The organism is Collimonas sp. GW821-FHT07E08 (assembly GCF_059418905.1).
On the sequence record NZ_JBWKQR010000001.1, the window covers coordinates 34703 to 59421 of the forward strand.

The 24719-nt window shown below is 61.2% G+C and carries 23 protein-coding genes; 9 read left to right on the forward strand and 14 right to left on the reverse strand.

Translation table 11 applies throughout. The features are described from left to right. Positions 1-458: 458 nt before the first annotated feature. Together AC07RZ_RS00185 and AC07RZ_RS00190 are read right to left on the reverse strand one after the other, a co-directional pair. On the reverse strand, positions 459-617 hold the full coding sequence (locus AC07RZ_RS00185) for a hypothetical protein (protein ID WP_175501026.1): 159 nt from the start codon (positions 615-617) through the stop codon (positions 459-461). A 78-nt stretch (positions 618-695) separates the two neighbouring features. Beyond that, positions 696-1556: a LysR family transcriptional regulator gene (locus AC07RZ_RS00190; protein ID WP_494666455.1), complete on the reverse strand. Its 861-nt coding sequence runs from the start codon at positions 1554-1556 to the stop codon at positions 696-698. Between the two features lie 109 nt (positions 1557-1665). Here AC07RZ_RS00190 and AC07RZ_RS00195 point away from each other — a divergent pair, with 109 nt between their 5' ends. Then, positions 1666-2106 carry a multidrug/biocide efflux PACE transporter gene (locus AC07RZ_RS00195; RefSeq protein ID WP_494666456.1) on the forward strand — a complete coding sequence of 147 codons (441 nt, stop codon included), beginning with the start codon at positions 1666-1668 and terminating at the stop codon, positions 2104-2106. A 60-nt stretch (positions 2107-2166) separates the two neighbouring features. On the opposite strand, the gene AC07RZ_RS00200 is transcribed toward AC07RZ_RS00195, so the two are convergent. The 7 genes from AC07RZ_RS00200 to AC07RZ_RS00230 form a co-directional block, all read right to left on the reverse strand. After that, the gene (locus AC07RZ_RS00200; protein WP_186450592.1) at positions 2167-2424 is read right to left on the reverse strand and encodes a DUF1488 family protein; all 258 of its coding nucleotides are present in this window, start codon (positions 2422-2424) and stop codon (positions 2167-2169) included. Positions 2425-2680: 256 nt separating this feature from the next. Next, positions 2681-3736 carry an adenosine deaminase gene (locus tag AC07RZ_RS00205; protein WP_144740308.1) on the reverse strand — a complete coding sequence of 352 codons (1056 nt, stop codon included), beginning with the start codon at positions 3734-3736 and terminating at the stop codon, positions 2681-2683. 101 nt (positions 3737-3837) lie between these two features. Next, positions 3838-4566 carry an amino acid ABC transporter ATP-binding protein gene (locus AC07RZ_RS00210; RefSeq protein WP_144740311.1) on the reverse strand — a complete coding sequence of 243 codons (729 nt, stop codon included), beginning with the start codon at positions 4564-4566 and terminating at the stop codon, positions 3838-3840. Then, positions 4547-5203 carry an amino acid ABC transporter permease gene (locus AC07RZ_RS00215; protein WP_092398571.1) on the reverse strand — a complete coding sequence of 219 codons (657 nt, stop codon included), beginning with the start codon at positions 5201-5203 and terminating at the stop codon, positions 4547-4549. The genes AC07RZ_RS00210 and AC07RZ_RS00215 overlap by 20 nt, the downstream gene beginning before the upstream one ends. Further along, positions 5200-5880: an amino acid ABC transporter permease gene (locus tag AC07RZ_RS00220; RefSeq protein WP_342828159.1), complete on the reverse strand. Its 681-nt coding sequence runs from the start codon at positions 5878-5880 to the stop codon at positions 5200-5202. The genes AC07RZ_RS00215 and AC07RZ_RS00220 overlap by 4 nt, the downstream gene beginning before the upstream one ends. A 36-nt stretch (positions 5881-5916) precedes the next feature. Then, a complete protein-coding gene (locus AC07RZ_RS00225; RefSeq protein WP_144740317.1) occupies positions 5917-6696 on the reverse strand; it encodes a transporter substrate-binding domain-containing protein in 780 nt (259 codons plus the stop codon). A gap of 1 nt (position 6697) precedes the next feature. Then, entirely contained in the window at positions 6698-7420 is a 723-nt protein-coding gene (locus AC07RZ_RS00230) for a GntR family transcriptional regulator (RefSeq protein ID WP_144740320.1), read from the reverse strand. A 226-nt stretch (positions 7421-7646) separates the two neighbouring features. On the opposite strand from AC07RZ_RS00230, the gene AC07RZ_RS00235 reads away from it, so the two are divergent. Beyond that, positions 7647-8126, forward strand: a complete 480-nt coding sequence (locus AC07RZ_RS00235) for a GNAT family N-acetyltransferase (RefSeq protein ID WP_144740323.1) — start codon at positions 7647-7649, stop codon at positions 8124-8126. Between the two features lie 61 nt (positions 8127-8187). Next, a complete protein-coding gene (locus AC07RZ_RS00240) occupies positions 8188-9294 on the forward strand; it encodes a mechanosensitive ion channel family protein (protein ID WP_494666457.1) in 1107 nt (368 codons plus the stop codon). On the opposite strand, the gene ppc is transcribed toward AC07RZ_RS00240, so the two are convergent. Continuing rightward, entirely contained in the window at positions 9291-12170 is a 2880-nt protein-coding gene (gene ppc / locus AC07RZ_RS00245) for a phosphoenolpyruvate carboxylase (RefSeq protein ID WP_494666458.1), read from the reverse strand. The two genes, AC07RZ_RS00240 and ppc, sit on opposite strands and share 4 nt — an antisense overlap. A gap of 335 nt (positions 12171-12505) precedes the next feature. On the opposite strand from ppc, the gene hemC reads away from it, so the two are divergent. The 5 genes from hemC to AC07RZ_RS00270 all read left to right on the forward strand — a co-directional run bounded on the left by hemC (position 12506) and on the right by AC07RZ_RS00270 (position 18134). Beyond that, on the forward strand, positions 12506-13447 hold the full coding sequence (gene hemC / locus AC07RZ_RS00250) for a hydroxymethylbilane synthase (RefSeq protein WP_494666459.1): 942 nt from the start codon (positions 12506-12508) through the stop codon (positions 13445-13447). A gap of 32 nt (positions 13448-13479) precedes the next feature. Then, positions 13480-14247: a uroporphyrinogen-III synthase gene (locus AC07RZ_RS00255; RefSeq protein WP_494666460.1), complete on the forward strand. Its 768-nt coding sequence runs from the start codon at positions 13480-13482 to the stop codon at positions 14245-14247. Beyond that, positions 14244-15428: a uroporphyrinogen-III C-methyltransferase gene (locus AC07RZ_RS00260; protein WP_144740338.1), complete on the forward strand. Its 1185-nt coding sequence runs from the start codon at positions 14244-14246 to the stop codon at positions 15426-15428. Before AC07RZ_RS00255 ends, AC07RZ_RS00260 begins: the two co-directional genes overlap by 4 nt. 4 nt (positions 15429-15432) lie before the next feature. Then, positions 15433-16629, forward strand: coding sequence for a heme biosynthesis protein HemY (locus AC07RZ_RS00265; RefSeq protein WP_342828154.1), 1197 nt, complete (start codon positions 15433-15435; stop codon positions 16627-16629). 185 nt (positions 16630-16814) lie between these two features. Then, on the forward strand, positions 16815-18134 hold the full coding sequence (locus AC07RZ_RS00270) for a hemolysin family protein (protein ID WP_494666461.1): 1320 nt from the start codon (positions 16815-16817) through the stop codon (positions 18132-18134). A 36-nt stretch (positions 18135-18170) separates the two neighbouring features. Here the strand turns inward: AC07RZ_RS00270 and AC07RZ_RS00275 are convergent, their stop codons facing one another. The 3 genes from AC07RZ_RS00275 to AC07RZ_RS00285 all read right to left on the reverse strand — a co-directional run bounded on the left by AC07RZ_RS00275 (position 18171) and on the right by AC07RZ_RS00285 (position 20786). Continuing rightward, complete coding sequence (locus AC07RZ_RS00275; protein ID WP_494666462.1) at positions 18171-19121, reverse strand: hypothetical protein; 951 nt, start codon at positions 19119-19121, stop codon at positions 18171-18173. 99 nt (positions 19122-19220) lie between these two features. Then, on the reverse strand, positions 19221-20003 hold the full coding sequence (locus tag AC07RZ_RS00280) for a 3-hydroxybutyrate dehydrogenase (RefSeq protein ID WP_092398461.1): 783 nt from the start codon (positions 20001-20003) through the stop codon (positions 19221-19223). Positions 20004-20045: 42 nt separating this feature from the next. After that, positions 20046-20786 (reverse strand): acetoacetate decarboxylase, encoded by a 741-nt coding sequence (locus AC07RZ_RS00285; protein ID WP_494666463.1) that lies wholly within the window; start codon positions 20784-20786, stop codon positions 20046-20048. A gap of 552 nt (positions 20787-21338) precedes the next feature. Between AC07RZ_RS00285 and AC07RZ_RS00290 the strand changes: the two genes are divergently transcribed. Continuing rightward, positions 21339-22667: a C4-dicarboxylate transporter DctA gene (locus AC07RZ_RS00290; protein ID WP_144740353.1), complete on the forward strand. Its 1329-nt coding sequence runs from the start codon at positions 21339-21341 to the stop codon at positions 22665-22667. A gap of 83 nt (positions 22668-22750) precedes the next feature. Here AC07RZ_RS00290 and AC07RZ_RS00295 read toward each other — a convergent pair whose 3' ends face one another. Next, on the reverse strand, positions 22751-24427 hold the full coding sequence (locus tag AC07RZ_RS00295; RefSeq protein WP_494666464.1) for a peptide chain release factor 3: 1677 nt from the start codon (positions 24425-24427) through the stop codon (positions 22751-22753). Positions 24428-24719 lie beyond the last annotated feature (292 nt).

Genomic DNA, 24719 nt, shown 5'->3' on the forward strand with positions numbered 1-24719 from the left:
GGGAAATAGGCTGCACAAGACTTTAGCTTGCACTGCCGGGCAGATCTGTGTATAATTCAAAAATTGCCTGTAACGCATAAAGCGATACGGGCCAATACAAGAGTAGATTCGTTACACGTCGGGGCCACTTTCCAGATAGGACTGGGTTTCGGGAATCTTCTCCTGTATTGATGAATGTACGAATACATAAGCCTGCTTACCTCACGGTCGCAGGTTTTTTTGCGTCTGGATACCGTATTTTTACTATATTGCAGTGCGCCATATTTCAATTTATAGTGGTTTCGTCTCCTCCAACCCCCTATGGTTTGGATTCAGCCCGCGCCGCAAGGCTCTGCGGGCTTTTTTTTGCCCATCGGAAAGGCGAGGCTAGCCCGGCCCCTTGATGACAAGGCGCCGGCGGCGATTTGTTGTCACTTCTTGACGTTAACTATCACATGCCTGTGACAGCTTGCCGCGGCTCAGTGGTGTGGCTTGATCGTCCGGCTGCGCTGCAAGCGGGCATCGGAGCGGGCATTGCGGTTGTAAGTCGACAGGAAGCCGCGCGTCTTCAGTTCCTTGTGCAGCAGGAACAAGGCAAGCAGGACGGCAAAAGTGACGGAGGCGAGGATGATTAACATTTTTTGTCTGTTTCCCTGGGTGATGCCCGATACCAGCAAAATTCGCGCCAGGCGTCGCCGTTTCCCTGGCTGGCCGCGTCAGCGCGCCATCAGGGTATCCAGCAGCCAGCTGCCGGCTGGTCCCAGTCCGCGTTGGCGCGACCAGACCGCGTCGACCTGTATGCTTTTCGGCCAGCCGCGCACCTGCAGCTCAAGCAGGCTGTTGGCGGCAAACCGTTTGGCCAGCCAGTACGGTAATTCGGCCCAGCCGAAACCCAGTTCCGTCATTTCCAGCAGCAGCAGGTAGCTGGACGCCGTCCAGCATTTGCCGCGGCGGCGCTGCACAGGCTCGTCGGCATAGGTGCTCAGGCGCAGCTCGCGCGCACCGTGCAGCATCTCGCTGGAGATGTGCGCGGCTTTTGCCAGCGGATGCTGCTTGCCGACATACAGGCCGATGGCGGAACGGTCCGGCACCGATTCGAAGCCGATATCCGGCGGATAGTCCGGCTGCGCCGCCACCAGGCCGAGGTTGGCGCGTCCTTCCTGCACCAAAGAAACCACGTCGTTGCGCTCCGCAATCATGCATTCCAGTTCCAGCTCCGGGTAGCGTTGCTCGAAACTGGTGAGGATATGTTCGAAGCGGTCCGACTGGTAAGTATCGGACAGCACCAGGGTCAGCTGCGGCTCCAGTCCACCCGCCAGCCGGTGCGCCGAACGTTCGAGGCGATCGGCAGCTTCTATCACTTGCTGCGCGTGGACCAGCATGGCCCGGCCTTGCTCGGTCAGCGTCGGGCGGCGGGTGCGACGGTCGAACAGCGTCAGTCCGAGGTCGATTTCCAGGTTGGCGATCGCCTCGCTGACGGTGGACTGCTGCTTGCCCAGCTTGCGTGCCGCCGCCGAGAACGAACCCAGTGTGGCGGCCTCGACAAACATGAACAGGGTTTCCAGTGAGTGGCGCATGGCGTACTCGCTCCTATATATCGATTTATCCGATGGTTATCGATTTTATAGTATCAGGTAAATCGAAGAAAATAGCTTCGTCAGAGTTTTCTGAAGCAATGGAGGCAATATGAACACGCATAAAACCTGGACCGAACGCGCCATGCACGCGCTGATATTTGAAGTGCTGGCAGTAGGCATGACCGCACCCGTCTTGTCGTGGGTGATGAAGATACCGATGGCGCATGCGGGTTTGCTGACGCTGATGATTTCGCTGGTGGCGATGACCTGGAACATGATTTTCAACAGCCTGTTCGACCGTATCGAGCGCCGCTGGCGCCTGGTCCGCACCATGGCCATGCGGGTGGTGCACGCTACCGCATTCGAAGCCGGGCTGGTGGCGATCGTGGTGCCGCTGGTGGCATGGTGGCTGGACATGAGCCTGCTCGATGCCCTGTTCCTCGACATCGGCCTGCTGCTTTTTTTCCTGCCTTATACCTTCGTTTTCAACCTGGCGTACGACAAGCTGCGTGCTTCCTTGCTGAAGAAACGCATGTTTGCCGGCATGTGACGATCCCGCGCATGCATGTATTGCATGCGCAGCAGCGAAGCAGCCAGGTCCGGTTTTGGATTATTGGAAATAGCCGCTGCCGATAACCAGCGGCTTGCCGACGATGCCGGCGCCGATCAGGCGCCGTGCGACGCCTTCGATTTTTGTCTGGAAGGCACGATAGGTATCGAGCAGGTCGAGCTTGGGATCTTTCGAATGCGACAGGTCTGAGAGTGTGGTTGCTGGCACCAGGCACTGGTACTGCTGGAATTCGACCGTCACCGAAAACAGGATGCCGGCGTTGGTCAGGCGAGGTGCGGCGAGTACGTTGTCCATCATGGTCTCCACGATAAAGCGGTTGCGCAGAGTCAGACGGGATCGATAGGGCAGGCTATCTGGCTGCTTATCCATGGTGCCCTGAAACCGGCCGGCTTGCAAGGACAATACAGAAGCGGCGGTTTGGGTAGTGCAGATTTGTTATGGCGCTGCCGCAGATCAGGCATGCGGACCATTTTTTGCGCCGCCGCCGTGAAAAAAAACCGCCAGGCCCGTGAGGCGCGGCGGCTTGCGCACAGCGGTTGCAGCCGATGCAGGATCAGTGCGCCATGCAGTAGCCGTCCAGTTCCAGCAACAGCTGCTGTTTCGCCGCAGCCGGCAGGAACGTCGCTTCAAACGCATTCCGCGCCAGCATCACCAGTTCGGTGCGGCTCAAGCGCAGCGATGCCGCCACCGCCAGGAAATTGGCGTTCATGTAGCCGCCGAAATAGGCCGGATCGTCGGAGTTGACGGTGACCGCCAGGCCGGCATGCAGCATGCGCGCCAGGTTGTGCTTGCGCATGTCGTCGACCACGCACAGCTTGAGGTTGGACAGCGGGCATACCGTCAGCGGGGTGCGTTGTTGCGCCAGCCGCTTCATCAGGGCCGGATCTTCCTCGCTGCGCACGCCGTGGTCGATGCGTTCTACGTGCAATACATCGAGCGCGTCCCTGACATATTCCGGCGGGCCTTCCTCGCCGGCGTGGGCTACCAGGTGGAACCCGAGTTCGCGGCAGCGCGCGAAGACGCGGGCAAATTTTTCCGGCGGGTTGCCGCGTTCGGCCGAATCCAGGCCGATGCCGATCCACAGGTCGCGATACTGGGCGCGCAGGGGCAGCGCCTCTTCCAGGGTAGCGAACGCTTCCTCTTCCGACAGATGGCGCAGGAAGGACATGATCATGGCGCTGCTGAAGCCGTGCCTGTCGCGCGCTTCGCGCAGGGCGCGGGCGATGCCGGCGAATACGACGTCGATGCTGATGCCGCGTTCGGTATGGGTCTGCGGATCGAAGAATATTTCGGAGTGGCGCACGTTGTCTGCCCGCGAGCGGGCGATGTACGCCATCGTCATGTCATAAAAATCCTGTTCGGTCTGCAGTACCGCGGCGCCGGCGTAATACAGGTCGAGAAACGATTGCAGGTCGGTGAAAGCATAGGCGGCGCGCAGTTCTTCCACGGAAGCGTAGGGCAGTTCGACATTGTTGCGTTGCGCCAGCGAGAACAGCAATTCAGGTTCCAGCGTGCCTTCGATATGCAGGTGCAGTTCCGCTTTCGGCAAACCTTCGATAAAGGAAACCAGGTCGGCTGCGAGCGGCGGGGTGGTGCTGATTGAATTCATGTGTACTTCCATGGTTAACAGGAGCAAATCAGGAGCTGATCCTCAATTTTACAGAATTGCGGACAACTCCCTCCGTTCCCCAATTTCCAGCCGGCTTTTTTTCAGTGCGAAGCGCCCAGGAATTGCTGCAGTTCGAGTGTCTTGGGATTGGCAAAAATCTCTTCCGGCGGGCCGATTTCGTGCACCTTGCCTTGATGCATGAATACCACGCGGTCGCAGACTTCGCGGGCAAACCGCATTTCATGGGTCACCATCAGCAGCGTCATGCCTTCCTCCGCCAGGCCGCGCACTACCGTCAGCACTTCGTTGACCAGCTCCGGGTCGAGCGCAGAGGTGATTTCATCGCACAGCAGGGCCTGCGGCTGCATCGTCAGCGCGCGTGCGATCGCCACCCGCTGCTGCTGGCCGCCCGAGAGCTGGTCCGGGTAAGCGTCGAATTTTTCAGCCAGGCCGACCCGCGCCAGGTTTTCCTGCGCCGACTTGCGCGCCTCGCTCTCCGTGGTTCCCTTGACGATCATCGGCGACAGCATCACGTTGCGGCCGACAGTCAGGTGCGGAAACAGGTTGAACTGCTGGAAGATCATGCCGACCTTCAGGCGCAGCGCCCGCAGCTCCAGCTCGGTCTTGCCCAGGTGCGCGCCGGCGACGCTGATATTGCCTTCGTCGATGCTTTCCAGGCCGTTGATACAGCGCAGCAAGGTACTCTTGCCGGAACCGCTTTTGCCGATGATGGCGATCACTTCACCGGCTTCGACATCGAGCCGGATGCCTTTCAGCACCTGGTTGTCGCCGAAGCTTTTCTTTACATTGTCAATGGCGATTAGCGGCATTGTATTTCCTTTCCAGAGACTGGCTGTATTTGGACAGCGGCCAGCACAGCGCAAAATACATCAGCGCCACCAGTGCATACACGGTGAACGGCTGAAACGTGGCGTTGGTGATCATGGTGCCGGCTTTCGACAGTTCGACGAAGCCGATGATGGAGGTGACCGCGGTGCCTTTGACGATCTGCACGCTGAAGCCGACCGTAGGCGGAATCGCGATGCGCAAGGCTTGCGGCAGGATCACGTGGCGCATCTGCTGCATGTAGCTCATGGCCAGGCATGACGATGCCTCCCACTGGCCGCGCGGAACGGCGTCGACGCAGCCGCGCCAGATTTCCGCCAGGTAGGCGCTGCTCCAGCAAGTCAGCGCCAGCGCAGCGGCGAGCCAGGCCGGCACTTCCAGGCCGAACAGGGCGAGCCCGAAAAACGCCAGGAACAGCTGCATCAGCAAAGGCGTGCCCTGGAACAGTTCGATGTACATCTTGGTCAGGCGGCGCAGCCAGGCTTGCTTTGAAGTCCGCATGAACAGGATGATCAATCCCAGCAGACCGCCCAAGGCAAACGACGCCAGCGACAGCAACACGGTCCAGCGCAGCGCCAGCAGCAGGTTGCGGACGATGTCCCAGACAGAGAATGAAATCATGTGGCCTCCTTGGCCGCGGGCCGGCCGAACAGCCGGTCGCCGATCAGGCGCAGCAGCTGCCGCAAGCCGATCGCCAGCAGCAGGTAGATCGCGGTAGACAGCAGGTAAGATTCAAACGAGCGGAAATTGCGGCCCTGGATGAAGTTGGCGGCGTACGCCAGTTCTTCCACCGCAATCTGTGAACATACGGCCGAGCCGAGCATCACGATCACCACCTGGCTCGACAGCGCCGGCCAGATTTTTTGCAAGGCAGGGGGCAGGATCACATGCCGGAATATCTGCATCCTGGTCATCGCCAGGCTCAAGCCGGCTTCGACCTGGCCGCGGGCGACGGCGGCGATGCCGGCGCGGATGATTTCGCAGCTGTAGGCGCCGAGGTTGATCACCATCGCCAGCACCGCCGCTTCCATCTCGCCGATCTGCAGGCCTATCCCCGGCAGCCCGAAGAAAATGAAGAACAGCTGGATCAGGAACGGCGTGTTGCGGATCAGCTCAACATAGGCGCTGACCAGCGGCCGCAGCCAGCGCGGTCCCTGGGTGCGGGCCCAGGCGCCGAAGATGCCGACGGCAACGCCCAGCACGCCGCCGATAGCGATCAGTTCGATCGTCACCAGCACGCCTTTGATCAGCACGGCAGGATAGTCGAACGGCGCCAGGAAATCGAAGTGATAACTCATGTCTCGCCTTAAGCTAGTCGATGCGGCAAGCAGCGCTTACAGGTTGGCCGGCAAAGGCAGACCCAGCCATTTCACGCTCAGTGCGTTCAGCTCGCCGTCCTTCTTGGTCTGCGCCAGGATGGCGTTGACCTTGTCGAGCAGTTTCGGTTCGTCCTTGTTGAGGCCGATCGAGCATGGCGAGTTCTTGATCAGGAATTTTGTTTCCGGTTTCTTCGGCGGATGCTTGGCGATGATCGCTGCGGCCACCACGTTGCCGGTCGCTACCAGCTGCACCTGGCCGGAGAGGAAGGCGCTGATGGTGCCGTTATTGTCTTCATAGCGCTTGATGGTGGCGCTGGCGGGAGCGATCTTGGTCAGTTCCAGGTCTTCCACCGCGCCGCGGGTCACGCCCACGGTCTTGCCGGCCAGGTCGGCCGCGCTGCTGACTTTCTGGTCGGCGCCGCCGAACACGCCGTTATAGAAAGGAGCGTAAGCGTCGCTGAAGGCGATGACTTTTTCCCGCTCCGGATTTTTACCGAGGCTGGAAATGATCAGGTCGACTTTCTTGGTTTGCAGGTAGGGCACGCGATTGGCGCTGGTAACCGGGACCAGTTCGATCTTGACGCCCATTTTCTTGGCGATCAGGGTGGCCACATCGATATCCAGGCCCTGTGGCTTGAGATCGCTGGTGACCGAACCGAACGGCGGGAAGTCTTGCGGCACGGCGACCTTCAGTACGCCGCTCTTGACGATGTCCTCGAGCGCATCGGCCCGCGCAGTGCTGCTGAACAGGGTGGCAGCGGCGGCCAAGGCGAGCAAAATTTTTGGGAACTTCATGTTAAAACTCCTTTAGCGGGGGTGATGTTGCAAAGTCGGCATTCTCGGAAAGCGGAGCCAGCGCCTGTCGCAGCGGCGACAGGGAATCGCTGCGCAGCGATTGGTCCAGGCCTGCTTCGACATTGCATAAATGGTTGTGCATCAGTTGTTCCGCCTGCTCCAGGTCGCCGGCTTCCAGCGCGGCGACGATGCCGACGTGTTCGGCGCAGGATTGCCTGGCGTGGTGCGAAGACTGGTATTGCATGGCGGTCAAGGTAGTGCGGGTAGTAAGGTCGCGCAGGGTGTCGGCCAGCAAGGTGTTGCCGAACGATTCGCACAGGCAGACGTGGAAATCGCCCAGCAGGAAGCTGCGGGAGGCGACATCGTCGCCCTCCAGCGACGCTTGTTCACGCTCGACATGCTGGCGCAGCTTGCGGATGGCATCGGCGCTGATCGGCCGCGCATGGCGCAGCAGCCCCAGCTCCAGCACCCGGCGCGCTTCGAAGGCATCGCGCGCATCTTCCGGGGTCGGCTCGATCACATACCAGCCGCGGCGGGCGCTGACGGTGACGATGCCGCGTGTCACCAGGCGCGTCAAGGCTTCGCGGATCTGGGTGCGGCTGACGCCGAACAATTCCGCCAGCTGCTGCTCGCCCAGCCGTGTGCCGGGCGCCAGTTTGCGCGCCAGCATCGCTTCGGTGATCCGTTCGGCGATCTGGGTGGACGATTTGGCGGTGGCGGTCATGCTGACGTATCAGCAAGTCGTATGCCAGGCGCCCGCCGGGACTGATGCACCGATCTGATATACAAGATTGGTGTATCAGTTCACCAAGTTGGCAAGCACTGCCGATTATTGTCACCAAAAAGGGGAGCGGCTGCGCTTTTTTGGCACGCACTTGACATCCGCAAGGCATTGTCCGTGCTGATATAAAATCGGAAACATCCATCAATACTGAACCAGGACCAGGAACATGACTCAGATAGTGAATGCCGAATTTGCCGATCCCCGCCACGCCAGCGCCATTGTGGAACTGCTGAACGGCTACGCCATGGACGCCATGGGCGGCGGGCAGCAGCTCGCCGATTTCGTCAAAAGCAACCTGATTGCCGCCATCAGCAAAAGGAGCGATGTCCACGTGGTGCTGGCTTTTGTCGGCGACGAGCCGGCGGGAGTGGCGATCTGCATTGAAGGATTTTCGACGTTTGCCTGCCAGCCGCTGCTCAATATCCACGACCTGGCGGTCGCCGCCAAATTTCGCGGGCGCGGGATTTCGAAGAAGCTGCTGGCGCAGGTGGAGCAGGTAGCGCTCGGCCTGGGCTGCTGCAAGATGACGCTGGAAGTGCTGGAAGGCAACAAGCTGGCCCAGGCACTGTACAAGTCCACCGGGTTTGCCGGCTACGAACTCGATCCAGCCATGGGCAAAGCCATGCTGATGCAAAAGAAACTCTAGTCCGGCGCCGGTCCAGATCAAGGAAGCGGCGCCGGATTCGACCAACCGATGAGGGCCACGGATGAACCTGAGCATTTTCCCTGAACTGCAATACCTGGAGAGCAGCCTCTACGTCGTTGGCGCGGCCGTGCTGGCGGCGTTGCTGGCCGGCTTGCTGCACCATGCGGGCGTCATGCTGCTGCGGCGGCTGGCAGGCAACCGGCCCTACGTCGCCAACGCCAGTTTTATCGCGTACCACGCCAGCCAGGTGTGCCTGATCCTGTTCGCGGTGCGCCTGGTGCTGACCGGGGCGCCGGACGAGACACCCTGGCTGGTGCCGCTGTCCTACCTGACCTCGGTGGCGCTGATCATCGCCCTGACCTGGCTGGCGATGCGCTGCATCCGCGCGTTAAGCGCCACCGTGGTCCAGCTCAATCCGGTCAGCGCCGCCGACAACCTGAAAGCCCGCCGCATCCTGACCCAGACCAGGGTGCTGACGCGCAGCGCTTACTTCATTGCCGCGCTCCTCGGGCTGGGCTTCGTCTTGCTGACCTTGCCCGGCGCCCGCCAGTTCGGCGCCAGCCTGCTGGCCTCGGCCGGGGTCGCCGGCCTGGTGGCAGGCATCGCGGCGCGGCCGGTGCTGGGGAATTTCATCGCCGGCATGCAGATTGCGTTTTCGCAGCCGATCCGCATCGACGACGTCTTGATCGTCAAGGGCGAATGGGGACGGGTCGAGGAAATCACCGGCACTTTCGTGGTGGTGCGGATCTGGGATGAAAGGCGCATGATCGTGCCCTTGCAATGGTTTATCGAAAACCCCTTCGAAAACTGGACGCATAAATCCTCGACCATCCTCGGCACGGTTTTCCTGTGGCTGGATTTCGCTGTCCCGGTGCCCGCCGTGCGCGCCGAATTCGAGCGCATATGCAAGCAGTCTCCTTTGTGGGACGGCCGGGTCTGCGTGCTGCACGTGACCGACGCCAGCGAGCGCGCCATGCAGCTGCGGCTGCTGGTCAGCGCCAGGGATTCCGGCACCGCCTTCGACCTGCGCTGCGCCATCCGCGAAGCCATGCTCGCTTTCATCGCGCAGCAGTACCCGGACAGCCTGCCAAGGCTGCGTGCGGCGCTCGATGCCGAACCGGCCAAGGCGGCCGGTTCCAGCATAGAGCAGCCCGCCGCCTCCAGCTAGCCGGTATTGCGCAAGCCGGCGGCGATGCCGTTGATGCTCAGGTGGATGCCGCGTTTCACCCGTTCTTCCGTCGTGCGGCCGGCCGCGGTCACGCTGCGGTGGCGCTTGATCAGTTCGACCTGCAAGTGATTCAGCGGATCGAGGTAGGCGAAGCGGTTCTTGATCGAACGCGCCAGCAGCGGATTGCCCGACAGGCGGTCCTTGGAGCCGGTGATGGCCGACAGGATGCTGCTGGTGCGTTCGTGTTCATCGACGATGCGCTTGAAGATGCTGTTGCGCAGCTTGCGGTCGGTGACCAGTCCGGCATAGCGCGAGGCCACCGCCAGGTCGGTCTTCGACAGCACCATGTCCATGTTCGACAGCAGGGTGGCGAAGAACGGCCATTCCTTGTACATGGCGCGCAATGTCGTCAGCTTCTGGGCCTTGAGCTTGCTGTCCTTGCCTTCCTCGAGCCAGCTTTCGATGGCGCTGCCGAAGCCGTACCAGCCCGGCAGCAGCAAACGGCACTGTCCCCACGAAAAGCCCCACGGAATCGCCCGCAAGTCTTCGATGCGGCGCGTCGATTTGCGCGAGGCAGGGCGCGAGCCGATGTTCAGTTCGGCGATCTCGGCGATCGGCGTCGCTGCAAAGAAATAGTCGGTGAAACCGGGAGTTTCATAGACCAGGTTGCGGTAGGACTGGTAAGCGCGCTCGGACAGCCCATCCATCAGCTGCTCGAATTCGCCCAGCTTCTTGGCCTGCCTGGCGTCGGCATTGTTGGGCATCAGGCTCGCTTCCAGCGTCGCCGCCACCAGCAGCTCCAGGTTGCGGCGGCCGATTTCCGGATTGGAGAACTTGGAGGCGATGATCTCGCCTTGTTCAGTCAAGCGGATCTGGCCATTGACGGTGCCCGGCGGTTGCGCCAGGATCGCCTGGTAGCTCGGACCGCCGCCGCGGCCGACGGTGCCGCCGCGGCCATGGAACAGGCGCAGCTTGACGCCGGCGCGGTCAAACACGCGCACCAGCTGGATCTCGGCCTTGTACAGCTCCCAGTTGGAAGTCAGGAAACCGCCGTCCTTGTTGGAGTCGGAGTAACCCAGCATGACTTCCTGCAGCTTGCCTTGCTTGGCGATCAGCCGCTCCACCGGCGGCAAGGCCATGAACTGCTCCATGATCGCGGCGGCGCGGCGCAGGTCGGGAATGGTTTCGAACAGCGGAATCACCATCACGTCCAGCGCGCCAGGCGCGGCTTTGCCTTGGCCGGCGGCCGAGGCAGTCGTCGATGCGGGCCGCAGCAAGCCGGTTTCCTGTTGCAGCAGCAGCACTTCCAGCAAATCGGACACGGTCTCGGTGTGGGAAATGATGTAGTTGCGGATCGAGCGCGCGCCATAGCGCTGGCGCATCTCGCCGGCGGCGCGCAGGATCGACAGTTCGGAGACGGTTTCGTCGGAATAGCCGATATACGGCGAGTACAGCAAGCGCGGTTTGGCCAATTCGGCCAGCAGCAGGTCGATTTTCTGTTCTTCGCTGAGCTTGTCGTAAGCGCCTTCTACCTGGGCCTGGGCGAACAGTTCGGTCAGCACCCGTTCGTGGACGTCGGAACTTTGGCGCATGTCGAGCGAGGCCAGGTGGAAGCCGAAAATTTCGGAAGCGCGCTTGAGCGTCGCCAGCCGCGGCTTGACCAGGGCGCTGCCGTGGTGGGCGCGCAGCGAGTCTTCGACGATCTGCAGTTCCTGGGTGAATTCCTGCGGTGTCGCGTAGTGGTCGGCGGCGCCGACTTCCTGGCGCAGGATGTTGGTGGCGCCGAGTTCGCGCGCGGTCGAGGCCAGCCGCGCATAAATCCCGATCAGGGCGCGGCGGTAGGGTTCGTCGGCGCGGTGGTCCGAAGTGTCGGGCGAGCTTTCCGCCAGTGCCAGCAGTTCCTGGTTGACGCTGACCATCAGGGTCGAGACCGACAGTTCCGCGCCCAGCGCATGCACTTCTTCCAGGTAAAAATCGAAGATGGTAGTCGATTGCCGCGACAATGCGCGTTGCATGGTGCCGGCATTGACGTTGGGATTGCCGTCGCGGTCGCCGCCGATCCAGCTGCCCATCTGCACGAAGGGCGCCAGTTCAGTGCTAGCGCCGGCCTGGCGGGCGCGGGTCGGGAACTGGGTGGCGATTTCGCCTTCGATGTCGTCGTACAGCGCCGGCAGTTCGCGCAGGAAGGTGATGCGATAGTAGGACAGCGCATTCTCGATTTCGTCGGCCACCGTCAGCTTGGTATAGCGCAGCATCCGGGTTTGCCACAGGGTGGCGATGCGGCCGCGCAGCAGTTCGGTGTTGTCGCGCAATTCTTTCGCGGTCAACGGCCGGTCGCGCTCGGCCAGCAGGCGGGCGATCTCGCGCTCTGCATCGAGAATACTCTTGCGCTGCACTTCGGTCGGGTGGGCGGTCAGCACCGGCGAAATCAAGGCGTCTTTCAGGAAGCTGCGCACGGTGGCGCCGGAGACGCCGGCGTCGTCCAGTTTGCTCAAGGCGTGGGCGACGCTTCCCGGCTGGGCCGCGGAACCGGCCAGCAGGTGGGCGCGGCGGCGCCGGTTGTGGTGCTGGTCTTCGGCGATATTGGCCAGGTGCGAAAAATAGGAAAACGCGCGCACCACCGAATTGGTCTGGTCGCGGGTGAGTTTCTTGAGCAGCTTGTCGAGGTCGGCGCCGGCCTGCGGATCCGATTCGCGGCGGAAGCGCACCGCCGTCTGGCGTATGGTTTCTACAACTTCAAATACCGCGTCGCCCTCCTGGTCGCGCAGCACGTCGCCCAGCAGGCGGCCCAGCAGGCGGATATCTTCTTTGAGCGGAGCATCTTTATTGGGAGCGGCTTTTTTTACCTGGACAGCAGAATTCAATTGTTTTGCCATAATGGACGAGTGCAATCAGCTTTTCTGGGGTGGGGGACGATGGTTTGGAACTTGTCAAGCGGGCACTGTCTATATAAGTTTTTTGATATAAGCTGAACTGAGACAGTGCGCTGGAACAGTACGCAGCGCATGCTAAAATCGAGCGCGCTGCTTGGTGTAGTGTTACGCACATAATGACACTTAATAAACGGCGTCTTTTCACGCCATGCGTCGTTGCAAATCCTCGCGATAGCCAGCTATCGCTCCGGTTTGCGCCTAGCCTGGCACGAAAATACGCCATTTCTTAAGCGCCATTACATGCGAAACACTCCACTAGCTAAAATCTGAAAGAACTTGTGTCGAAAATATCCTCCCCTTCCAAGTTGGTGATCGCATCGCGTGAAAGCCCGCTGGCCATGTGGCAAGCGGAACACGTGCGCGAACGGTTATCTGCATTATATCCAGACTGTAATATAGAAATCCTCGGCATGACCACCCGCGGCGATCAAATTCTTGATCGCACCCTGTCCAAGGTCGGCGGCAAGGGCCTGTTCGTGAAGGAGCTGGAAGTGGCGATGGCGGAAGGCCGCGCCGACCTGGCGGTGCATTCGCTCAAGGATATGCCGATGGAGCTGCCGCCCGGATTTGTGCTCAGCGCCGTGCTGGAGCGCGAAGATCCGCGCGACGCCTTTGTCTCGAACGACTACGCCAGCCTGGAGCAATTGCCCGCAGGCGCCGTCGTCGGCACCAGCAGCCTGCGCCGCCAGGCCCTGATCGCCGCGCGCTTCCCCTTGCTGCAGATCAAGCCCTTGCGCGGTAATCTCGGTACCCGCCTGGCCAAGCTCGACCGCGGCGAATACGCCGCCATCATCCTGGCCGCGGCCGGCCTCAAGCGGCTTGGCCTGGCCGACCGCATCACGGCGCCGATCGAGCCGGAGCAGAGCTTGCCGGCGCCGGGCCAGGGCGCGATGGCGATCGAGATCCGCGCCGACCGTGCCGACCTGCAAGAGATACTCGCGCCCCTGAATCATTTGCCTACGGAACTGGCGGTGACCGCCGAGCGCACCTTGTCGCGCGCCTTTGGCGGCAGCTGCCAGGTTCCGCTGGCGGCGTTTGCCTCCATCGACGGCGACCAGATGCGCTTGCGCGCCATGATCGCCACGCCGGACGGCTCGCGGGTCGCAGTGGCCGACGCCAGCGGCGCCGCCGACGCCCCGGAAGTGCTGGGGGAAACCATTGCCGCAGCGCTGGAGGCGCAGGACGCCGGAGCCATCCTGGCGCTGTGCAAGGAGGCCTAGTGCCGCTTGCGCCACGAGGAGGCGGACCTGCCTTGCGTCCGGTCATCGTCACCAGGCCGGCGCAGCAAGCCTCTGCGCTGGCGCAGCAGATCGCCGCGCGCGGCCGCCAGCCGGTGATTTTCCCCTTGCTGGAAATCTTGCCGTTAATCGATAGCACGCCGTTGCAAGCTGTCCTCGACCAGCTCGCCAGCTTTGCGCTGGTGGTGTTTGTCAGCCCGAATGCAATCGACGCGGCGTTTCGCCATATCGCCGGCTGGCCGCCGCAGCTGCCGGTCGGCATCGTCGGCGAAGGCAGCAGGGCGGCGCTGGCGCGGCATGGCCTGACGGCGCAGAACACCACCATCTTCAGCCCGCCGGATCCAGCCAGGACCGATTCCGAGGGGCTGTTGCAAGCGCTTGACCTGGACGCCTTGCGCGGGCGCCAGGTGTTGCTGGTGCGCGGCGAGAGCGGCCGCGAATTTTTTGCCGACAGCTTGCTGGCGGCGGGCGTCAAGGTACAGGCCATCGCCGCCTACCGGCGCCAGGCGCCGGCGCTCGACGCGGCGCTGAAAGCCCGCCTGCAGCCATTGCTGGATTCCGAAAACGACTGGATATTGACCAGTTCGGAAGCGCTCAGGCACTTGGTCGACCTGGCCCAGGCGCTCGAGGGCAGCGCCGGTGTTGCAAAAATCCAACAGCAGAAACTCCTTGTCCCGCATGCCCGTATTGCCGAAACGGCACATGTGCTGGGATTTACTGACGTTACTCTGACCGGCTCAGGCGACGAACGGCTACTCGACGCGTTACAATTCCCGCTATGAACGAATCGATACCCACTCCAGAATCGAACCAGCCTGCTGGTCCTGCCGTCAGCGCCACGGCATCGCCACCGTCGCAGCCCGTACTGCAGCCTTACAAAGTCAGCCAGGACAAAGGGCCGAAGCGTTCGCTTGGCCTGGTGTACGGCATATTGCTGTTGCTGGCCTTGCTGCTGGCGGCGCAGTGGTGGACGATGCGCAACGAGAACGGCAAGCTGCGCCAGGAACTGGCGCGCCGCCTGCAAGTCGGCGACAGCACCAATACGGAAACCAAGGTGCTGGTGAAGGCGGTGCAGGATGAAGCCAAGGAACTGCAAGGCAAGGTCAGCGTGCTGGAAAACAAGCAGGTTGAATCGCAAAGCCAGCAACTGGCGCTGGAGCAGCTGTACAAGGACCTGTCCCGCAACAGCGACGACTGGACCCTGGCCCAGGTGGAAGACGTGCTGTCGACCGCTAGCCAGCAGCTGCAGCTGGCCGGCAACGTCCAGGGTGCGCTGATCGCGCTGCAGAACGCCGACAAGAACCTGTCGCGCTCCGACAAGCCGCAATTCATCATCGTGCGGCGCGCCATCGCCAGCGATATCGAAAAACTGAAAGCCTTGCCGACGCTGGATGTGACCGGCATCGCCGTGCGCCTCGACAGCGTCATCGGCCAGATCGACAGCATGCCGTTGCTGTCCGATGAAAAACCGATCGTCGGCGTCAGCAAGCCGAACAACCAGCCGCTGGCCAGCGTCAAGCCGAAAGCCGCGGGCAGCGGCAATATCGCCAAGACCCAGGTGCCGGCGGACGCCGTGGTGACCGACTGGAAAAACAGCCTGAAGGATAAATGGCAAAGCTGGAGCAGCGAGATGTGGACCGAGATCAGCCAGCTGATCCGGGTGCGCACCGTCGATACGCCTGACGCCTTGCTGCTGTCGCCGACCCAGGCCTACTACGCCCGGGAAAACCTGAAGCTGCGTTTGCTCAATGCACGCCTCGGCCTGCTGTCGCGCAACGAATCGGCGTTCCGCAGCGACCTGATTGCGGCCCAGGAAACCATCTCCAAGTATTTCGACACCCGGGCCAAGCAGACCCAGACCGTGCAGACCTTGCTCAAGCAGGTCCAAAGCAGCAATCTTTCGATCACCATGCCGGCGCTGGATAGCCCCGCGGCGATCCGTACTTACAAAGGCAAGCCATAGTCCTATGCGATTCTTCCTCCGGCTTGTTGCTCTGTTTGCAGTCGCCATCGGCCTTGCCGTGCTGGCGCGTTACAACCCCGGTAACGTGGTGATGTTTTTTCCGCCGTACCGGATTGACCTGTCGCTGAACTTCTTCGTCATCTCGCTGGCGATCCTGTTCATCATCCTGTATGTGCTGATCCGGGCGATCCGGGTCACCCAGAAATTGCCCGGACGGGTGATCGGCTATCGCCGCCACAAACGCGAAACCACCGCCAACAACGCCTTGCGCGATGCGCTCAAGTCCTTGTTCGAGGGGCGTTTCGGCCAGGCTGAAAAAGCCGCCACGCGCGCCGCCGAACTGCCCGACAACCTGGGCGTGGCGGCCTTGATCGGCGCCCGCGCCGCCCACCGCATGGGACAGCCTGAACGACGCGACATCTGGCTGGCCAGCATCGAAGATGACGAGCCGCTGAAGACGGCGCGCCTGATCACCACCTTGGACCTGCTGGTGGACGAGCACAAGTCGCAGGCGGCGCTGCACACCGTCAATGAGCTGAACGCGCGCGGCACGCGCCATATCCACGCCTTGCGGCTGGCGCTGAAAGCCAACCAGCAAGCCAAGAACTGGCCGGAAGTGCTGCGCCTGGTGCGCACCCTGAACAAGCATGACGCCTTGCATCCGGCCTTGTCGACACGCTTGCGCGAGCTGGCGTACGACGGCTTGCTGTCGGACGAAGCGCACGATGCCGAATCGATCGCCCGGCTGTGGGGCACGGTGCCGAACGAAGATCGGACCAAGCCATTCATCGCCATGCGCGGCGCCCAGGCATTCAACAAGAGCGGTTTGCATGCGGAAGCGCGCTCCCTCGTCGAAAAATCCCTGGCGACGGAATGGGACCAGCGCTTGCTGGCGGTCTACCGTGACGCTGCCGCGGCCGAGGCCTCGCCCGAGCTGCTGTCGCAGATCGAGCACTGCGAGCACTGGGCCGCCAGGGCGCCCAATGACCCCGAGCTGGCGCTGACCTTGGGCACGTTCTGCTTCAGGCAGAAATTATGGGGCAAGGCCCAGCGCCACCTGGAGCAGGCGCTGTCGGACGCCGTAGCGCCGGCCACGGTGCGCGAAGCGCATCTGAAACTGGGGCAGCTGCATGAGGCAATCGACCAGCAGGCGCTGGCCGCCGAACATTATCGCCAGTGTGCGCTGGCTACCACGCTGTAATCGGGAATATCGCGGTAGCCGTGCGCTACGCTGGAATGGGGCAGGGTTGATACGCAGTCTGGCGTAAGACCCTGCCCCGTTTTTCTTGGCCGGCGCTGTTTGCAACGGCGGATTCTCCGCGCTTTTGTTGAAAGCGCGATCCTCGCCTATACTTGTAATCCGTCATTACCCATGAAAGAGATTCATTGAACAACCTGTTATTGGTTATCGCAGCATTATTTCTGGTAGCGCTCAACGGTTTTTTTGTCGCTGCCGAATTCGGTTTAGTCAAATTACGCCAGACCCGTATCCGCGCCATCGCCAAGACCCAAGGCTTGCGCGGGCGCATCCTGGCAATAGTGCATCGCCAGCTGGACGCTTACCTGTCCGCTTGCCAACTCGGTATTACACTCGCCTCGCTGGGCCTGGGCTGGATCGGCGAACCGGCATTCGCCAGCCTGCTGCAGCCGGTGTTCGGCTGGATCGGCATCAGCTCGCCGGAACTGATACACGGCATTTCGTTTTTCTTCGCTTTCTTCCTGATTTCTTTCCTCCACATCGTGATCGGCGAACTCGCGCCCAAGACCGTGGCGATCCGCAATCCCGAAGTGATCGGCCTGTGGTGCGCCTTGCCCTTGTACGGGTTTTACTGGGCCATGTATCCGGCGATCTGGGCGCTCAACGCCAGCGCCAACTGGATCCTGCGCCTGGCCGGCCTGGCCGGCGCCCACGGCCACGATGCGCAGTATTCGGCGGATGAGCTGAAACTGATCTTGCGCGGCAGCCACGCCGGTGAAAAATTCAACCGCGACGAATGGAACGTCCTGGCGCAATCGCTGGATTTCAGCGAGCTTGAAGTATCCGACCTGATGCGTCCCATCAACGAAATCACAGCTTTGCACCAGGCGCGCAGCCTGCAGGAAAACCTGCAGACCATCTATCGCCACCGTTTCAGCCGTTATCCTTACTTCGACCAGAGCGGCGTCAATGTGCTGGGCGTGATCCATCTCAAGGACCTGTTCATCGCGCAGCAGGAAGGCAAGTCGATCGAAAGCCTGAACGCTTACCTGCGGCCGGTGGAGTACGTGTCGTCGCGCATGCCGGCACTGGAACTGTTCCGCCGCTTCCGCACCGGCTCGCCGCATTTCGCCATCATCGGCAAGAAGGGCAGCAAGCCGGAAGGTTTCATCACGCTGGATAACCTGCTGGGCGCGATGGTGGGCGAGATCCGCGACGAGTTCCGGCGCAACGACAACGAATGGAGCCGCCTCGACGACGGCACCCTGCTGGGCAAGGGCAGCTTGCCGATCTTCAGCCTGGAGCGGATACTCGGCATCGATGTGGTCATCGACGGCGACGAAGACGTCGACTCGGTGGGCGGCCTGATCATGGCCAAGCTCGGCGATTTGCCGCATGAAGGGCAGAAAATCGCATTCGACGGCTTTGACATCGTGGTCAAGAAAATGAACGGGCCGCGTATTGTGCTGGTGAAGGTTTATCCGGCCGCGCGCGCGGCGGAGACTTGACGGGCCCAGGCTCCGTCAATCCCGAGGATTCCAGGCCTAGGGAAAAATCGCTCCCAGCCTTACCGCCCAGCCCGCCATCGGCGTCCCCGACCAGGCATTCCGGTTAAACAGGTAAAGCCGCTGGCTGCGCAGCTTGTTCGGCCACGGCTGTTCATCCAGCGACAAGCCCAGGCTCGGCTGGCATTCCGGGCGCGGGAAGTGGCCCTCGTGGTTCAGCACGTCGCGCATGCGGCCGGCGTCGCCGGCCATGCGGAACGCGATCGGCACTATCTCGTCGGCCGGCAGGTCGGCCAGCCATGCATCGCCCACGCACCATGAAGCCAGCGCCGTGATCGACAAGGCGACATTTTCCGGCAGGGCGTCGCGGCTGCGTTTCACGACATCCGCCAGGAACGGTTTCTGGCTATGCATGACCTCGAAATCGAGCTGCACTACCTGGCTCGGGCTGCGGGCGGCGGCGGCGACTATGGCGTTGACGATGGTCCGTTTCTGTTTTTCGTTCAGTTGCGGTTTACGCGCGCCGCGCGCCATGTCGATATGGACGATGGTCACCAGCGGCGCTTTTTGCTGCACGCCGTTTTGCGCGTACCAGGACGGCGGCAGCTGCAAGGGCTGCTGGCGGCGGCGGACGCTGGCGCTGCCGTCGCGCAGCAGGATGGTGGTGTCGAGTACCGCAACGCCCATGCGCTGGTCCTGGACTGGCGGCACGGGCTGGTTGTCGGCGCCGCCCTTGAGTTTTGCCTGGCGGGCGCTGCCGCCGACCCAGGTGCGGACGTCGTCCGGCCGTTCTCCTACCCACAGCATCAGCGGCGGCAAGGCCGCAAGCGCTGCCTGGCGGCTGGCAAACGCCGGCGGCGGCGCCTCGGCCGCCGTGGCCGGCCCGGTTTTGGCGAGCAGGGCGGTGCTGCCAGCCAGCAGCAGGCAACACAGGCCATGCTTCAGGCGCAGCCGAGGGGCTGGCGCCGGCAAAAAATGAGTTGTGCTCAAAATGACTTCCCGGATTGGATGCGGCTGCCGGATCGCGCTTGATAAAAAGGGCAAGACGATTTCTTGCCCTTCTTGTCCGGCGTCGGCTGCCGCAAGCTGTTACTGCATGAACCAGCCGTGGCTGACCACGATCGATTGCCCGGTCAGGGCGTTGGATTCGAAGCCGCCGAGGAAGATTGCGGTTTGCGCGACATCGTGGGTAGTGGTGAATTCGCCGTCCACGGTGTCTTTCAGCATCACGTTCTTGATCACTTGCTCTTCGGTGATGCCGAGTTCCTTGGCTTGCTCAGGAATCTGCTTTTCCACCAGCGGCGTGCGGACGAAACCCGGGCAGATGACGTTGGCGCGGATCTTGTCCTTTGCGCCTTCCTTGGCCACCACTTTCGCCAGCCCGATCAAGCCGTGCTTGGCGGTGACGTACGGCGCTTTCAGCGGCGAACCTTCGTGCGAGTGCACCGAACCCATGTAGATGATGGCGCCGCCATTGCCCTTCTTGATCATTTCGCGCATCGCTGCACGGGTAGTCAGGTAGGCGCCGTCGAGATGGATCGCCAGCATTTTTTTCCAGTTGTCCAGGGTCGAATCGACCACAGGCGCGATGATCTGGATGCCGGCATTGCTGATCAGAACGTCGATGCTGCCAAAGGCCGCTACGGCGTCGGCGATGCCCTTGTCGACCTGCGCTTCGTCGGTGACGTTCATGGCGACCGCCATGGCGATGCCGCCGGACTGGCTGATCTCATTGGCGGTAGCGGTGGCGGCGTCGAGCGCCAGGTCGGCGATCACGACCTTGGCGCCGGCGCGCGCGTATTCGATGGCGATTTCCTTGCCGATGCCGCTGGCGGAACCGGTAATCAGTGCAACTTTATCTTTGAGTGACATGGCTATTCCTTTACTTGTTTATTGACGTGCTTGTTTGCGTACTTACTTGGCGAGGTAATCGTAAGCGACAGTGCCCAACGGCAGGGTCAGGTCGGTCAAGATATGTACCGCGGAGATAACTTCCAGCACCGGCAGGTCGGCGATAGGGGCCAGCGCATGAGGATGCAAATCGAGCGCGCCGGGGCCGCTCCAGGCGCCTTTCACGGTGATGTCGGTCAGGCTGTACTGTACCAGTTCGCAGATGCGCGGGGTGCCGTCCACATGCGGGATGATCTTCAGCAGGAAGCTCGGCGCTTCCAGCGACTTCTTCACCGCCGCGCTATCGAGCGTCTTGTGCTTGTAGCCCATGGTGCCGGTGGCGATGCGGAAGTCGCTGTAGTCGAGCGTGCCCATCAACGTGTCGGTATGCACCTGCAGTTCCGGGCTGCCGAGTTTCTTCGGGAAACCCCACAGTTCGCGGCCGCCGGCGATCGGCGGGTGGTCGTTCAGGTACATGTTGTGGACGTAGCCGCCGGCCACGCCGTCCAGCGTTACCGGGATGACCTGTCCCGATTCGCAGTAATGGCCGAATCCGGTCGAGTCCGGCATCTTGATGAATTCGAACTTGACGATAGGCTCGACGAACTGCAGCGGCGCCGGAATCATCTTCTTGAGCGCTTCGGGGTCGGTGCGATAGGTGATGATCAGGAATTCGCGGTCGACGAAACGATAGGGGCCGGGCGGAAAGGCCGGATTGTGGATAGGCATCGCAAAGGCGTTGTTGCGGACATCGTTTTCAGTCATATTTCTTCCTCGCTATGAAAGGACTTGCTGTAATACGGCTTGTCTGAGACAGGTGAAGCAGGCGAAAGGTTGCCATTACTTTTCCGCGCATTTCACCAGGCAAAAATTCCGGCGCTGGTGCAAACCGCGGGATTGGTAAAAAAACAATCCAATACTATACGTCTGCCCTTAAGCAAGATACACACCCAATGTGACAAGACTATCTCAGGTCTTGTCCGATAATCTTGCACGATAAATATCTCATGAGGAATTTACTTAAAGAGCAATACAGAACAGAATGCTGATCAAGGTTGTCAATTCAAGAGATTGCGGCAGACGTATCGAACAATGATTGCACAAAATGCAATTTCGCGTCGGCGAGTGTAAATAACTTGAGTGATGTTAGCGTTATCAGCTAAAGTTGCGCTCTTTTTTCTATCTTTTCCTGTCCAGTGTCATTCAGGGAGAATGCAAGGACAGTGCTGTCGATGGACGTAGGCAGTATGATCGGCGCTGGCTGCAGCGAGCAGCGGCGATATTCTAAAAAAAACGTAATCTAATCGGAGAGGACAAATGGCAAAACCAGCGCTCTACAAATCCCTTTATGTGCAAGTATTGACCGCCATCGTGATCGGCGTCGTGCTTGGACATCTGTACCCGGAAACCGGGGCGGCGATGAAGCCGCTCGGCGACGGTTTCATCAAGCTGATCAAGATGATCATCGCGCCGGTCATTTTCTGTACCGTGGTGATCGGCATCGCCGGCATGGAAGACATGAAGAAAGTCGGCAAGACCGGCGGCCTGGCCCTGCTGTATTTTGAAATCATGAGCACCGTGGCCTTGATCCTGGGCCTGGTAGTGGTCAATGTCTGGCATCCGGGCACCGGCATGCACGTCGACCTCAGCGCGCTCGATACCAAGAGCATTGCTGCATATACGGGTCCGGGCAAGATGGAATCCGCCAGCGACTTCCTGTTCCACATCATTCCAAGCAGTTTTGTTGATGCTTTTGCCAAGAACGAGATCTTGCAAGTATTGCTGATCGCGATACTGTTCGGTTTTGCGCTGCATAAATTCGGCGGCCGCGGCACGCTGGTGTTTGATTTTGTCGAAAAATTCTCGCATGTGCTGTTCGGCATGGTCGGCCTGATCATGAAGGTCGCACCTATCGGCGCCTTTGGTGCGATGGCTTTCACTATCGGCAAATACGGCCTCGGCTCCTTGCTGTCGCTGGGCCAGCTGATGGGCGCGTTCTACCTGACCTGCCTGTTGTTCATTTTCGGCGTGCTGGGAGTAGTCGCCAAGGTGCACGGCTTCAGCATCTGGAAGTTCGTCAAGTACATCAAGGAAGAACTGCTGATCGTGCTCGGCACCTCGTCGTCGGAATCGGTGCTGCCGCGCCTGATGGGTAAGATGGAAAACCTTGGCGCCAAGAAATCGGTGGTCGGCCTGGTGATCCCGACCGGTTATTCATTCAACCTGGACGGCACTTCGATCTACCTGACGATGGCGGCGGTATTCATCGCCCAGGCTACCGATACGCCGATGAGCCTGTTCCAGCAGCTGACCTTGCTGGCAGTCTTGCTGCTGACATCCAAGGGCGCCGCAGGCGTCACCGGCAGCGGATTCATCGTGCTGGCGGCGACCTTGTCGGCAGTCGGCCATGTGCCGGTCGCCGGCCTGGCGCTGATCCTCGGCATCGACCGTTTCATGTCGGAGGCGCGCGCCTTGACCAACACCATCGGCAACGGCGTGGCGACGATCATCGTGGCGAAGTGGACCGGCGAACTGGATGAGCAGCAGTTGCATCGCCAGCTGGATAACAAGGGCATCGATGCGGAGCAGGAACTGGCCAAGCACGATGCCGCGGTTGAGCAGGCGGACCAGCGCACGCATTCGTAAGTGTGTTTTCAGGGCTGGCGCCCTGAAATGAAAAAAAGGAGATGCGATCGCATCTCCTTTTTTTACGTCCGCAGCTTGCCGGATCAGTTCAGCTTGACCGCATGCTCCCGCGTTTCATGGAACACCACCTGCGGCCAGCGCTCCTGCGTCAGGCGCAGGTTCACGCCCGAGGTCGCCAGGTAAGCCATGTTGCCGGCCGCGTCGTAGGCAACGTTATGGCCGGCCGAGGATTTCTCGAAATCGGCCAGGATCTTCTTGTCGTCGCAGGTGATCCAGCGCGCGCTGCTGATGCTGGTGCCTTCGAATACGGCGTCGACGCCATATTCGTTGAGCAGGCGGCTGGCCACCACTTCGAACTGCAGCACGCCGACGCCGCCCAGCACCAGGTCGCTGCTGGTGACCGGCTTGAAGACCTGGATCGCGCCTTCTTCGCCGAGCTGCTGCAAGCCCTTGTGCAGCTGCTTGATCTTGAGCGGATTGCGGATCCGCACCGAGCGGAAGAAATCCGGCGCGAAGTAGGGGATGCCGGTGAACTGCAGCAGTTCGCCTTCGGAAAAGCTGTCGCCGATCTGCATGTTGCCGTGGTTGGGCAGGCCGATGATGTCGCCGGCGTACGCCTCTTCCACCTGTTCGCGGCTGGAAGCCATGAAGGTCACCACGTTCGATACCTTGATTTCGCGGTTCAGGCGCAGGTGCTTGATTTTCATGCCGCGCTGGAAATGGCCGGAGCAGACGCGCAGGAACGCAATGCGGTCGCGGTGCGCCGGGTCCATGTTGGCCTGGATCTTGAATACGAAACCGGAGAAGCTGGCTTCTTTCGGCTCCACGGTGCGCACTGTCGCATCGCGCGAGCCTGGCGGCTGCGCCCAGTCGATCAGCGCGTTGAGGATTTCGCGGATGCCGAAGTTGTTGATGGCGGAGCCGAAGAATACCGGGGTTTGCACGCCGGCCAGGAATGCTTCCTGGTCGAACGGATGCGAGGCGCCGTGCACCAGTTCGACTTCCATCCGCAGCTGTTCGATTTCGCGCGGGAACATTTCATCGAGGCGCGGATTGTCGATGCCCTTGATCACTTCGAACGTCTGGTCGGCCTTGTCGTTGCCGGCGGCGAACAGCAGGATCTCGTCGCGCAGCAGGTGATACACGCCGCGGAAAGTCTTGCCCATGCCGATCGGCCAGGTCACCGGCGCGCACTGGATCTTCAGCACCGATTCCAGCTCGTCCAGCAGTTCCAGCGGATCGCGGGTTTCGCGGTCCATCTTGTTCATCAGGGTGATGATCGGCGTGTTGCGCATGCGGCAGACGTTGAGCAGCTTGATGGTCTGGGTTTCGACGCCCTTGGCGGCGTCGATCACCATCAGCGCCGAGTCGACCGCGGTCAGCACGCGGTAGGTGTCTTCCGAGAAGTCCTGGTGGCCCGGGGTGTCGAGCAGGTTGACCACGTGGTCGCGGTATTCGAACTGCATGACCGAGCTGGCGACCGAAATGCCGCGCTGCTTTTCGATGTCCATCCAGTCCGAGGTCGCGTGGCGGCCGCTTTTGCGGCCCTTGACGGTGCCTGCCAGCTGGATCGCGCCCGAAAACAGCAGCAGTTTTTCGGTCAGCGTGGTTTTGCCGGCGTCCGGGTGGGAAATGATGCCGAATGTACGGCGGCGCGCCACTTCGCTGGCGATCTGTTCGACGGAGACATTGTGGGCGACGATGTCGGCGCTTTCGGCCGCGTCATTGTCGTTTGGCTGCTCGGAGACGGGTTCTTGCATGATGCGTGGTTCAGGCGATCTCGGCCGCCTGCCTTGAGAATAAATAATGGATGCGAGAAAAAAGACGGAAAACCTGCCGGCCGCGGTTGCGGCTGCATGTTGGCAGAGCCGGGCGGTTTCACGCAGTTTCGATAACCCGCGATTATAACGTATGTAGTGTAGCGGACGGCGGTTGGCAAAACGGCCATGGCTTTAATTCGCTGCCTGCTGGTTTCCTCGGTGTTGTTATTGTAGTAATTTCATGCGGCAGCCAAAACAGTTGCCGATATGCCGAGGCGTTAGCTATGGCGCT

What these genes read in the sequence shown, in the direction of transcription:
- AC07RZ_RS00285 (WP_494666463.1), bottom strand. Translation starts at nt 20,786, where the DNA reads ATGACTGAAAACGATGTCCGCAACAACGCCTTTGCGATGCCTATCCAC.
- AC07RZ_RS00195 (WP_494666456.1), top strand. Translation starts at nt 1,666, where the DNA reads ATGAACACGCATAAAACCTGGACCGAACGCGCCATGCACGCGCTGATA.
- AC07RZ_RS00185 (WP_175501026.1), bottom strand. Translation starts at nt 617, where the DNA reads ATGTTAATCATCCTCGCCTCCGTCACTTTTGCCGTCCTGCTTGCCTTG.
- AC07RZ_RS00240 (WP_494666457.1), top strand. Translation starts at nt 8,188, where the DNA reads ATGAACCTGAGCATTTTCCCTGAACTGCAATACCTGGAGAGCAGCCTC.
- AC07RZ_RS00190 (WP_494666455.1), bottom strand. Translation starts at nt 1,556, where the DNA reads ATGCGCCACTCACTGGAAACCCTGTTCATGTTTGTCGAGGCCGCCACA.
- AC07RZ_RS00290 (WP_144740353.1), top strand. Translation starts at nt 21,339, where the DNA reads ATGGCAAAACCAGCGCTCTACAAATCCCTTTATGTGCAAGTATTGACC.
- AC07RZ_RS00260 (WP_144740338.1), top strand. Translation starts at nt 14,244, where the DNA reads ATGAACGAATCGATACCCACTCCAGAATCGAACCAGCCTGCTGGTCCT.
- AC07RZ_RS00200 (WP_186450592.1), bottom strand. Translation starts at nt 2,424, where the DNA reads ATGATGGACAACGTACTCGCCGCACCTCGCCTGACCAACGCCGGCATC.
- ppc (WP_494666458.1), bottom strand. Translation starts at nt 12,170, where the DNA reads ATGGCAAAACAATTGAATTCTGCTGTCCAGGTAAAAAAAGCCGCTCCC.
- AC07RZ_RS00225 (WP_144740317.1), bottom strand. Translation starts at nt 6,696, where the DNA reads ATGAAGTTCCCAAAAATTTTGCTCGCCTTGGCCGCCGCTGCCACCCTG.
- AC07RZ_RS00230 (WP_144740320.1), bottom strand. Translation starts at nt 7,420, where the DNA reads ATGACCGCCACCGCCAAATCGTCCACCCAGATCGCCGAACGGATCACC.
- AC07RZ_RS00265 (WP_342828154.1), top strand. Translation starts at nt 15,433, where the DNA reads ATGCGATTCTTCCTCCGGCTTGTTGCTCTGTTTGCAGTCGCCATCGGC.
- AC07RZ_RS00215 (WP_092398571.1), bottom strand. Translation starts at nt 5,203, where the DNA reads ATGATTTCATTCTCTGTCTGGGACATCGTCCGCAACCTGCTGCTGGCG.
- AC07RZ_RS00295 (WP_494666464.1), bottom strand. Translation starts at nt 24,427, where the DNA reads ATGCAAGAACCCGTCTCCGAGCAGCCAAACGACAATGACGCGGCCGAA.
- AC07RZ_RS00235 (WP_144740323.1), top strand. Translation starts at nt 7,647, where the DNA reads ATGACTCAGATAGTGAATGCCGAATTTGCCGATCCCCGCCACGCCAGC.
- AC07RZ_RS00220 (WP_342828159.1), bottom strand. Translation starts at nt 5,880, where the DNA reads ATGAGTTATCACTTCGATTTCCTGGCGCCGTTCGACTATCCTGCCGTG.
- AC07RZ_RS00280 (WP_092398461.1), bottom strand. Translation starts at nt 20,003, where the DNA reads ATGTCACTCAAAGATAAAGTTGCACTGATTACCGGTTCCGCCAGCGGC.
- AC07RZ_RS00205 (WP_144740308.1), bottom strand. Translation starts at nt 3,736, where the DNA reads ATGAATTCAATCAGCACCACCCCGCCGCTCGCAGCCGACCTGGTTTCC.
- AC07RZ_RS00210 (WP_144740311.1), bottom strand. Translation starts at nt 4,566, where the DNA reads ATGCCGCTAATCGCCATTGACAATGTAAAGAAAAGCTTCGGCGACAAC.